This is a genomic window from Tabrizicola caldifontis (genome assembly GCF_004762095.1).
GTDB lineage: Bacteria > Pseudomonadota > Alphaproteobacteria > Rhodobacterales > Rhodobacteraceae > Tabrizicola > Tabrizicola caldifontis.
The window spans coordinates 1-10,191 of the sequence record NZ_SIJH01000034.1; the positions used below are offsets into that span (position 1 = coordinate 1).

Genomic DNA, 10,191 nt, shown 5'->3' on the forward strand with positions numbered 1-10,191 from the left:
CAAAAGTCCCATGTGGATCACTCCGTTGCCCCCGCCGCTCACCGCTCTGGGGGAAGGTTCACATGGCTCAATTCTCAGTGGAAATTATACGCCTACCCGGCTCAGTTCTGGGTGGAAATCAACAGTCTGCGACCATGCCCTGCCGGTCACATTCCCCGTTCTAAAGCAGGCCGCGCCCGGCCAGATTGCCCATCAGTGCGCGGATGCCAAAGGTCCATTCCGGGCATTCGGTCGAAAGCCGCACCGTATTGCGCAGCGCACCCAGGCCAGGGGCAGAGATCGTTACCACGTCGCCGATCCGATGGGTGAAGCCGCCGCCCGGTTCGTCGCGATCCTGCGTGGGCGCGAAAAGCGTGCCAAGGAAAAGCATCAGCCCGTCAGGATACTGGTGATGCCGCCCGATCGTCTGGGCCACCAGATCCTCGGGGTCGCGGCTGATCTCGGCCATCGAGGAACGCCCGTCGAGCACGAAGCCCTCCGGCCCCTCGACGCGCAGCTGAAGCTCCAGCCTGCGCACCGCGTCCAGGTCCCAGCCTGCGTCGAACAGCCGGATGAAGGGCCCGATCGCGCAAGAGGCGTTGTTGTCCTTGGCCTTGGACAAGAGGAGCGCCGAGCGCCCCTCGACGTCGCGCAGGTTCACATCGTTACCGAGGGCGGCCCCCACGATCCGCCCGCGCGACGAGACCGCCAGCACCACCTCTGGCTCGGGGTTGTTCCACTTCGAGGAAGGGTGCAGCCCGACGGCCGCCCCGTGGCCGACCGAGGACAGCACCTGCGCCTTCGAGAAGACCTCGGCATCCGGACCGATCCCGACCTCGAGATACTGGCTCCAAAGCCCTTCGGCCTGAAGCGCGGCCTTGGCAGCAGCAGCCTCGGGCGAGCCGGGGCGGATGTTGCGCAGCGAGGCCCCGATCGCCGCGCCGATGCGGGCACGGATCGCCTCGGCCCGGCCCGGATCGCCGCCCGCACGCTCTTCTATCACCCGTTCGACCATTGATCCGGCGAAGGTTACCCCGCAGGCCTTGACCGCCTGAAGATCGCAAGGCGCAAGAAGATGCGCCACCGATAGGTCGCCTGCCGGCGCGGCGAGCAGCACATCCAACGGAGCGACCGGCGTCCCTTCGGCCCGGCGCACATGGGCCACGGGGTCGTCCATTTCGCAGATGTCGCGCACCGTCGGCGCAGCGCGGCTGGTGATGTCCACCACCTGCCCGTCGCGCACGGTCACCACCGATGGCCCGCCCAGGGCAGGGTTCCAGATCCGGCCGATCAGGAGAGCGTCAGGAGGCAGGGCTTCGGTCATTTCGGGTCCATTCCATTGTCATCGACAGGATCATATCTTCACCCGGCGCCAGGAAGCGCAACCCCGGAAAGCCCGGCAGTGCATGGGCATCGACCGGATGCGAGACCGGCTCGAGGCAGAAGAAGTCCGATTCCCGCCCCGGCGAATAGAGCAGCACCGTGGACATGCCGGGCGCGGTCAGCCGGATCGTCAGACCGCTCTGGCCCTGCCGTATTTCTGCCGCGCCCGACCAGCCGGAGAAGCCGGCGTTGATCCAGCCATCGGGAAGCGGCCGCGGCCTGTCGAACTGCAGGTCAGAGGGAAGCGCGGCGGGCTCTCGCGTGGCAGGCAGGTGCCGCCCGTCCTCGGGCCACCAGCCAGCGACGGCAAAGGCGACACGCGTTCCGCCATCCCGCGGGAACCAGGGGTGGAAGCCTCCCCCGAAGGGCAGGACGCAGGCAGCCCGGTTGCGCAGGACAAGCCGTACATCAAGACGGTCGGGCCGCAGGCCATAGCTCAGCCGGGCACTGTAGAGAAGCGGGCCGAAGGCGCCGGCAGGCAGGTCGAGAGAGACAGAGTCAGGCGCATGCCCCACGATGTGCCACGGTCGCTGGAACGCATCACCGTGGATCGGGAAGGCCTCTCCCGGCAGGTTCTGCTCCAGTGCAACGGGACTGCCAGCCACCATGATCGGGACAGAGACCCGGTTCGAGAAGGGCGCAAGGATGTTCATGGCCCAGGCGAAGGGGTCGGCCTCGCGCGCCGGCGCAAGTGGTCGCAGGATGGGCAGACCATTCGTTTCCAGTACCGCCAGCGCCGCCCCATGGTCGGGACCGACCAAAGCCCGCGCCGGCCCGGCGCGCAGTTCGATCATCCGGTGCACTCTACCAGCCGCCATCGATGGCGACGTTCTGCCCCGAGATCATCCGCGCCGCATCCGAACACAGGAAGAGCGCAAGGTTTGCCACGTCCTGCGGCTGGATGCGCGACTTGATGCACTGTCGTTCCAGAACCCAGGCGTTGTATTCCTCCAGCCGGTCGGCGAACACGCGGTTCTCGGCCTCGGACACCACGGCACCCGGCGAAATGGCGTTCACCGTAATCCCGTGCGGGCCCAGTTCTCGCGCAAAGCCCTTGGTCAGCCCCAGCATCGCACCCTTCGAGGCGACATAGGGCACATAGCCGTCCCACTGCCCGTTCAGCGTGATCGAGGTCAGGTTGATCACCCTGCCCCAAGCCTTTGCCTTCATGCCGGGCACAAGCGCGCGCGTCAGCACGAAGGCGGCCGAGGAGTTGACCCGGATCTGGTCCTCGTATTCGGCAAGACTGAAGGCGTCGTGCGGCTTGTTGATGATCAGCGCGGCGTTGTTGATCAGGACATCGACCGGATCGTCGGCGGCAAGACGCGATGCGGCTTCCTGCGTGGCGGCAAGATCGTTCAGGTCCACCCCCAGCCAGCCCATGCCTCCCGGCGCCGCGCCGCCGGGGCGGTCGAGCACCGTCACACGGTGGCCTTCCGCGGCAAAGGCCGCCGCCATGGCCCGGCCGATCGTGCCAAGGCCCCCGGTGATCACGACATGTCTGCCGGCTTTCATCGCTTCCTCCCTAGAGAACGTCGTGGACTTCCTCGATCGAGGTCTCCTCGATCCGCTTGTCCAGCACCACGCGGCCATGCGCCATGGCCACCACCCGGTCGCAACAGGCAAAGACGTGGTGCATGTTGTGACTGATGAAGATGCCGGTCACCTTCTGCGCGGCCAGCGATTTCACGAAGCCGATGACCTTGTTCGTCTCCTTGACCGAAAGGTGGTTAGTCGGCTCGTCCAGGATCAGCACCTTCGACTTGAAGTGCATGGCGCGGGCGATGGCCACGCCCTGCCGCTGGCCACCGGACAACTCGCCCACCAGCGCATCGGGGGATCGCAGGTGCAGGTCCACGCTGGCGATGGCGGCCACGCTTTCGGCGCGCATCCGTGCCTCGTCCAGGATACCGATGCCGAACAGAGAGGCTTTCAGCGGCTCGCGCCCGATGAAGAGGTTGCGAGCGATCGACATGCTGGGAACCATCGAGTTGTACTGGTAGATCGTTTCGATCCCCTGGTCCATCGCGTCGCGTGGGCCCCGCATTCGCACTAGATGGCCATCGACCATGACCTCGCCCTCGTCGGGCTGATGCAGGCCGGCCAGGATCGAGATCAGGGTGGATTTGCCCGCACCGTTGTCGCCTACAAGGCCCACGGCCTCGTTGCGCTCGAAGTCGAGGCTGACGCCGCGCAGGGCATGCACGCCGGAATACCACTTGTGCAGGTTGCGAACCGAGATGACGGGATCTGCGGCCCTGCGGAACTCCGTGCTCATATCTCAGCCCTCCACCTTCATCGCGCGGCCGCGCTTGCGCAGCCAGGCGTTGCCGACCACGGCAAGGATCGTCAGCGCGCCGATGGCAAACTTGAACCAATTGGAGTCGACCCGACTGAGGACGAGGCCGTTGTCGATTACGCGGATGAGGATGGCTCCGATGATTCCGCCGAGGATGGACCCGATCCCTCCGGTCAGCACCGTGCCCCCGATCACTGCGGCGGCGACGGCGGCAAGCTCCATCCCCTCGCCCATCGAAGGCAACGGAGAGCCGACGCGAAGCACCTGGATCATGCCGGCAAAGCCCGCCAGAACCGAACAGATCATGAAACAGGCGATCTTCACCCGGGCGGTCGGAATACCCATAGCATTGGCCGCCGGCAGGAAGCCGCCCGTCGCGCGCACCCAGTTGCCGAAGTTCGTGCGCGACAGAAGCAGGCTTACCAGGGCCGCGATCACCACGAACCAGATAAACGAGGCACGGATCAACTCTCCCGGGCCGACGAACGAGATGAAGATCTGTTCAGGGATCCGCTCCATGTCCAGCCGGGGCGGGAAGCCGCCCGAGATCACCACCGTCAGAGACCGCGCCATGAACAGCATGCCTAGCGTGGTGATGAAGGACGGTATGGCGAAGCGGATGGTCAGCCAGCCGTTGACAAAGCCGATCGCCGCGCAGAGCAGAAGCCCGATGGCGACCGATGGCAGGAAGGGCCAGCCCTGTGCCATCAGCACGGCCATGCTCATCGGCATGAGCGCGAAGACCGAGCCGACCGAAAGATCGAATTCGCCGCAGATCATCAACAGCGTGACGCCGACCGCAACCAGCGCCATTTCGGGAAGCAGCCCGAGGACGCCGCGCAGGTTGGCGGTCGACAGGAAGATGCCGTTCGACAGGATCTGGAACAGCACGACCAGAGCCACAAGCAGCAGTGCCGCCGCAAGCTCCGGTTTCTGAAGGAATGTCTTGACCAGAAGTCGCATCCGGCATGTCCTTTGGCAGCATGGGCTTCCGGGCCGCATGTGCCCGGAAGCCCGTGGGATCAGCGCAAGCCCTGCGCCGAAAGTTCCATGATTGCGTCGGCATCGGCCGGCGTGACGATGCCCTGCCCGGTATCGACGTCTGCGGGGGCAAGGCCGATGGTCTCGTTGAGATAGACCATCATGACGGGGATGAAGCCCTGCATGTAGGGCTGCTGGTCCACCTGGACCTGCACATAGCCCTTCTGCATCTGCTCGACGACCTCGGGCACCAGGTCGAACCCTCCGAGCAGAACCTTGCCCGGCTCGATGCCGCGGTCGGCCAGCACGCGTGCGACGGCGGCATGCCAGAACCCCGTGTCGAAATAGGCCGTGGTGTCGGGGTTCGCGGCCAGATAGGCGCCCACGCGGTCGGCGGTCACGGCAAGATCGGTTCCGCTGTCGATCTTCTCCCAGGTGATGTCGCGGCCCGAGCTGGCCTTGTACTCCTCGAGGAAGTTGATCACGCCCTGCCCGCGCTGTTCCGACCAATTCTGCCCCGGCGCAGAGATGCCGACCAGCACCTTGATCGGCCCCTCGGCCGGGAAGTTCGCGGATTGCGCCTTGCCCAGCGAATAGCCAGCCGCAAGAAAGCCCTGCCCGACAAAGGCCTGCCGCGGATTGCCGGCCGCGCCTTCCAGATCGTCCACGTTCACACCGATCACGGTGATGCCGGCATCGCGAGCCCGTTTCAGCACCTCGTCCAGCGCGGTGTTGTCCACGATCGAGGTCAGGATGGCATCGGGCTGCTGCGCGATCGCCGCCTCGATGTTGGCGAGCTGATCCTGGATCGACCCCTCGGTCTGGGTGAACAGCATCTGGCAATTTGCCTCGACCTTGCCGCAGGCGTCGTCGAAGCCCTTCTTGACCGCCTGCCAGAAGGTGTTCGAGGCCGACGAATGGTGCGTGAAGACGATGTCGATTGCGTCCTGCGCCCTTGCCGACAAGGCAGACGTCATCAGCAAGGCGGCTGTCAGGGCCGCCAGTCCGTTGGTCCTTTTCATGGTTTCCTCCCTAGGGTTTCAATCAGATCGTGGTCGCGTCCGACCTCCTGCGCGACAGGGTGAAGGCCCGGCCGATGTCAGGGTGCAGTTCCATCCCGAGACCGGGACCGGGCGGCACCGTGATCATGCCGTCCTTCACCTCGGGGAGGGCGGTCACGAGATCGCGGTACCAGGTGCGGTAGAAGGCGCGGACGCTCTCCTGAACAAGAGCGTTCGGCGCATTGAGCGAAAGATGGGTCGACGCGCAGAGCACCACCGGACCGGTGCAGTCGTGTGGAGCGACGGGCAGATGCCAGGCCTCGGCCATGGCGGCGATCTTGCGCGCCTCGGACAGCCCGCCGCACCAGCTGATGTCCAGCATCACGACCCCTGCGGCACCGGTTTCCAGCAGATCGCGGAACGCCCAGCGCGAGCCCAGCGTTTCCGAGGCGCAGATCGGCGCGGGGCTGTGCTCGGCATAGCGTTTCAAGCTGGCAAGGCTGTCCATGCGGATTGGATCCTCGTGCCAGAAGGTATTGAACGGAGCCAGCGCCTTTGCGATCTGGATCGCCGGCAGAAGCTGCCACATCGAATGGAACTCAACCATGATGTCCATCCGGTCACCCGCAGCGGCGCGGATCTTCTCGAAGGGGCGCAGAGCCTCCTTCAGGTCAGGGACAGAGATATACTGCCCGCGCGTGCGCTCGGCTGCGATGTCGAAGGGCCAGATCTTCATCGCGGTGATCCCTTCCTCCAGCAGGGACTGCGCCAGTTCGTCGGCCCGGTGCAGGAAGGCGTTCAGGTCGTCGTAATCCTGCCCGCCGCCGGAAAGGGCGTAGTTCGCCGTCGTCTGGCCGGTGGCCTTCTTGATGTAGTCGGTGCCGGCGCAGGTGTTGTAGGTGCGGATCCGGTCGCGCGAGAAGCCGCCCAGAACCTGCGCGACCGGCTGGCCGACGGCTTTGCCGAAGATATCCCACAGCGCGATGTCGAAGGCCGAATTCCCGCGCACCTCGGCACCCGAGGAACGGAACCCGAGATAACCAACCAGATCTGCGGACAGCCGGTCGATCTGCAGGGGGTCGCGGCCGATCACCCGCGGGGCGATCCATTCGTGCACGTGCGCCTCGACCGTGGCGGCACCGAAGAAGGTCTCGCCCAGCCCCTTGATCCCCTCGTCCGTGCCGACCTCGATCCAAAGAAGGTTGGGCCGTTCGGCGATGCGGATGGTGTCGATGGAGGTGATCCTCATGGCTTCCTCAGGTCAGGCCGGCCGAAATCAGGGCGCGCACGCTTTCGTCGAAATGCTGCGACATCGCCGCAACGGCGCGTTCAGGATCGCCGTCAGCGACAGCCTCGGCGATCTTCTCATGGTTGGCGATCATCGCCTCGCGCCCCTCGGCCGAGGTGCGGCTTCGCCAGCCGATCGGCCAGGTCTGCGACGTGATGCCCTGGAAGGCTCCGACGATCAGCGCGAAGACCGGGTTCTTGGAGGCGCGCGCCAGGGCCATGTGGAAGGCGAGGTCATGGCGCATCAACTCCTCGGGGGTCGCGATACTGGCGCGCATCGCCTCGGCCTCTTCCCGGATGATCCGCGCCTCGTCGTCGCTGCGCCGCAACGAGGCGAGGGTCACGATCCGCGTCTCGATGGTGCGACGCACGTCGTAGATCTGCTGGATGCTGATCTGGTCGGTATGAACCCCGTGCTCGATGATCAACGACATGGCGCCGTGGTCGATCGGCGCGACGGTGGCACGCTTTCCGGTTGCAAGTTCGATGATCCGCATGGCGGCCAGCGACCGGAACGCCTCGCGCACTACCGTGCGCGACACCTGAAGATCCCGGGACAGCGTCGCCTCGGAGGGCAGACGGTCGCCCGGCATCAGATCCTGCTCCCGGATCAGCCGGGTGATCGCGCCGACAGTGCTGGAAACCAGCCCGCCGCCGGGATCCGTCAGTTCCCCCATACGTTTCACCACAAAGCTGTCATACAGGTTGATGTTGAACTGCTAATAGATTCGCACTAGGCTGTTGTCAACTGCTTTGGGGACCATGTTATGACTGCCCGCCTGATCCTGCCCTCGGCCGATGTCGTCGGCGAAAGCCTTGTCTGGGACGATGCGCGCGCCTGCCTGGTCTGGGTGGACATCATCGGGCGGCGCATCCACCGGCTGGACCCGCAAACCGGCGCCCACGAGACCTGGCCAACGCCGGGGCGCGTCACCTCGATCGGCCTGCGCAAGGACGGCGGCGCAATCGTGGGGCTTGAACGCCACATCGCTCTGTGGGACTGGGACGGCGACTTTCGCATCCTTTGCGAGGTAGAGCCCGACCTGCCCGGTAACCGCCTGAACGAAGGCGTCGTGGGGCCGGACGGCGCCTTCTGGGTCGGCACCATGCAGAACAACATAGGCGCGGACGACGCCCCCCTTGCCATCGAGGGCAAACGTGGCCGGCTTTACCGGCTGGCCCCGGACCTGATGCTTTCCCGCGTCTCGGACGACATGTTCGGCATCACCAACACGCTGGTCTGGCCGGAACCGGATCGGCTGATCACTGCCGACACGCTGGACGATGCGCTTTATACCTATGCTGTCCGGGACAACCGGCTGCACGACTGCCGCCCGTTCCAGTCCGGCTTCGGGCGCGGCCTGCCGGATGGTTCCTGCCTTGATGTGGAAGGCTGCATCTGGACGGCCCGCGTCGCCGGCGGCGCCTGCCTGACACGAACCGACCCAGAAGGCCGGGTGATCGCCGTCGTGGACCTGCCCTGCACCTGGCCCACGAGCTGCGCCTTCGGCGGGCCGGACCTCGCGACGCTCTATGTCACCTCGGCCCGCTTCACCATGACGCCCGACCACCTTGCTGCCCATCCGTGGGAAGGCGGTCTGTTCGCCCTGACCCCGCCCGCGCCCGGCTGTCCAGCCTTTCGCTTCGGTGAACCGTCGACGTTCCCGGCCGATACGGACTGAACGGTGGAGTGCCCATTTTATTGCGCTTGAGGCCAGGGAGAACCAACTGGCCGGCCATCTCGAAACGGCCTTGAATTGGGCAACTGAACCGTACTGGGTTTGCCGGAGACTGATTAGCGTTAGTTACGCGGTGACGTTGCCCCCAACTTTTATCCAGGGTGAGCGAGACTCCTGGTCTGAGTTTTGCCCATTTGGGCGGGTTGGGCAACGGGGGCTGGCGCGGAGCTTTGCGGGTCGCGCAGCGTCAGGCCCCGTTGCGGGGTGAAGGTTTGGGCGAAGGCGGCCGGCGTTTGCCACCCGAGGCGGGAGTGGGGGCGTTCGTTATTGTAGTCGGCGCGCCAGGCGGCCAGCGTGGCGCGGGCATGGTGCGGGGACGGGAACAGGGTCTCGTTCAACAGCTCATCGCGCAGGCGGCCGTTGAAGCTCTCGATAAAGGCATTCTGGGTTGGCTTGCCGGGGGCGATGTAGTGCCAGTCAAACTTGCGGTCATCCGCGAACTTCAGGATCGTGTTCGAGGTGAACTCGGGATAGTGCCCCGGGTGATGGTGTAGGAGGCGGCGCGCGGAGCCTTCGGCGTAGCGCAGCGCGCGGCCGTGGGTGACGCTGGCGGTCATCGCCGATCTTCGGAGTAGGTTCGGGTTGCGAGACCTGTAACCTGAAACGGAGATGACGATGACCGACGACAGAATGGCGCTGATCGAGCTGGTTGAGAAGCAGGCCGATGGCGATCTCGTGCGCGAGATGCTGGCCTTTGCGGCCGAGCGGCTCATGGAAATGGAAGTTGAAACTGTGACCGGCGTGTCGAAGGGCGCGCGCTCGCCTATGCGTGAGGTTCAGCGCAACGGATACCGGGACCGTGACTGGGATACGAGGGCTGGACGGATCGCGCTGGAGATCCCCAGGCTCCGGAAAGGGAGCTATTTCCCCAGCTTCTTGGAGCCGCGCCGGACGGCGGAGAAGGCCCTGGTGGCGGTCATCCAGGAGGCTGACGTCCACGGCGTCTCGACAGGGTCGGTCGATGACTTGGTCAAGGCCATGGGCGCGGGCGGCATGTCCAAGAGCCAAGTCAGCCGCTTCTGCGCCGAGATCGACGAGCGGGTGAATGCCTTCCTGTCGCGGCCGCTGGAAGGCGCCTGGCCCTACCTCTGGCTCGACGCAACTTATGTGAAGGTGCGTGAAGGCGGCCGGATCATCAGCCGTGCCGTGATAATCGCTGTTGCGGTCAACGGTGAGGCATGGTCCGCCACCGGTTCGAGGACCATGCCGAACGGCAAGCGCGAGGTTCTGGGCGTCGCCACCGGTCCGTCGGAAGCCGAGACCTTCTGGACCGAGTTCCTGCGCAGCCTCGCCGACCGCGGCCTGCGGGGCGTGAAGCTGGTGATCGCCGACGACCACAAGGGCCTTCGGGCAGCCGCACGTCGTGTCTTCAATGCGACCCACCAACGCTGCCGGGTTCACTGCATGCGCAACGCCTTGGCTCATGCCCCGATCAAGCAGCGCACGGCCGTCGCCGCGATGTTGAAGACGATCTTCGCCCAGCAGACCAAGGCCGAAGCCGAGGCTCAATGGGCTGTTGTGG

The 10,191-nt window shown here is 65.5% G+C and carries 10 protein-coding genes and 1 pseudogene; 2 read left to right on the top strand and 9 right to left on the bottom strand.

What is annotated here, in order from left to right:
• Positions 1-160: 160 nt before the first annotated feature.
• The 8 genes from EYB42_RS16870 to EYB42_RS16905 are packed head-to-tail and all read right to left on the bottom strand — an operon-like array spanning position 161 to position 7,607.
• Positions 161-1,303: a fumarylacetoacetate hydrolase family protein gene (locus EYB42_RS16870; protein ID WP_135451245.1), complete on the bottom strand. Its 1,143-nt coding sequence runs from the start codon at positions 1,301-1,303 to the stop codon at positions 161-163.
• Complete coding sequence (locus tag EYB42_RS16875) at positions 1,281-2,156, bottom strand: aldose 1-epimerase (RefSeq protein ID WP_167851058.1); 876 nt, start codon at positions 2,154-2,156, stop codon at positions 1,281-1,283. Before EYB42_RS16875 ends, EYB42_RS16870 begins: the two co-directional genes overlap by 23 nt.
• Positions 2,157-2,166: 10 nt before the next feature.
• Positions 2,167-2,877: an SDR family oxidoreductase gene (locus EYB42_RS16880; RefSeq protein ID WP_135451247.1), complete on the bottom strand. Its 711-nt coding sequence runs from the start codon at positions 2,875-2,877 to the stop codon at positions 2,167-2,169.
• A 10-nt stretch (positions 2,878-2,887) separates the two neighbouring features.
• Positions 2,888-3,640, bottom strand: a complete 753-nt coding sequence (locus tag EYB42_RS16885) for an ATP-binding cassette domain-containing protein (RefSeq protein WP_135451248.1) — start codon at positions 3,638-3,640, stop codon at positions 2,888-2,890.
• A 3-nt stretch (positions 3,641-3,643) separates the two neighbouring features.
• Positions 3,644-4,624 carry an ABC transporter permease gene (locus EYB42_RS16890; protein WP_135451249.1) on the bottom strand — a complete coding sequence of 327 codons (981 nt, stop codon included), beginning with the start codon at positions 4,622-4,624 and terminating at the stop codon, positions 3,644-3,646.
• Between the two features lie 59 nt (positions 4,625-4,683).
• On the bottom strand, positions 4,684-5,664 hold the full coding sequence (locus tag EYB42_RS16895; RefSeq protein ID WP_135451250.1) for a sugar ABC transporter substrate-binding protein: 981 nt from the start codon (positions 5,662-5,664) through the stop codon (positions 4,684-4,686).
• 22 nt (positions 5,665-5,686) lie between these two features.
• Positions 5,687-6,892 carry a mandelate racemase/muconate lactonizing enzyme family protein gene (locus tag EYB42_RS16900; protein ID WP_135451251.1) on the bottom strand — a complete coding sequence of 402 codons (1,206 nt, stop codon included), beginning with the start codon at positions 6,890-6,892 and terminating at the stop codon, positions 5,687-5,689.
• 7 nt (positions 6,893-6,899) lie between these two features.
• A complete protein-coding gene (locus tag EYB42_RS16905) occupies positions 6,900-7,607 on the bottom strand; it encodes a FadR/GntR family transcriptional regulator (RefSeq protein ID WP_135451252.1) in 708 nt (235 codons plus the stop codon).
• Between the two features lie 90 nt (positions 7,608-7,697).
• Here EYB42_RS16905 and EYB42_RS16910 point away from each other — a divergent pair, with 90 nt between their 5' ends.
• Positions 7,698-8,612, top strand: a complete 915-nt coding sequence (locus EYB42_RS16910; protein ID WP_135451253.1) for an SMP-30/gluconolactonase/LRE family protein — start codon at positions 7,698-7,700, stop codon at positions 8,610-8,612.
• Positions 8,613-8,761: 149 nt separating this feature from the next.
• Here EYB42_RS16910 and EYB42_RS16915 read toward each other — a convergent pair.
• Positions 8,762-9,136: pseudogene (locus EYB42_RS16915) on the bottom strand (integrase core domain-containing protein); the annotation flags it as partial.
• Positions 9,137-9,284: 148 nt separating this feature from the next.
• On the opposite strand from EYB42_RS16915, the gene EYB42_RS16920 reads away from it, so the two are divergent.
• A partial coding sequence (locus tag EYB42_RS16920; protein WP_135451254.1) for an IS256 family transposase occupies positions 9,285-10,191 on the top strand: 907 nt, incomplete at its 3' end.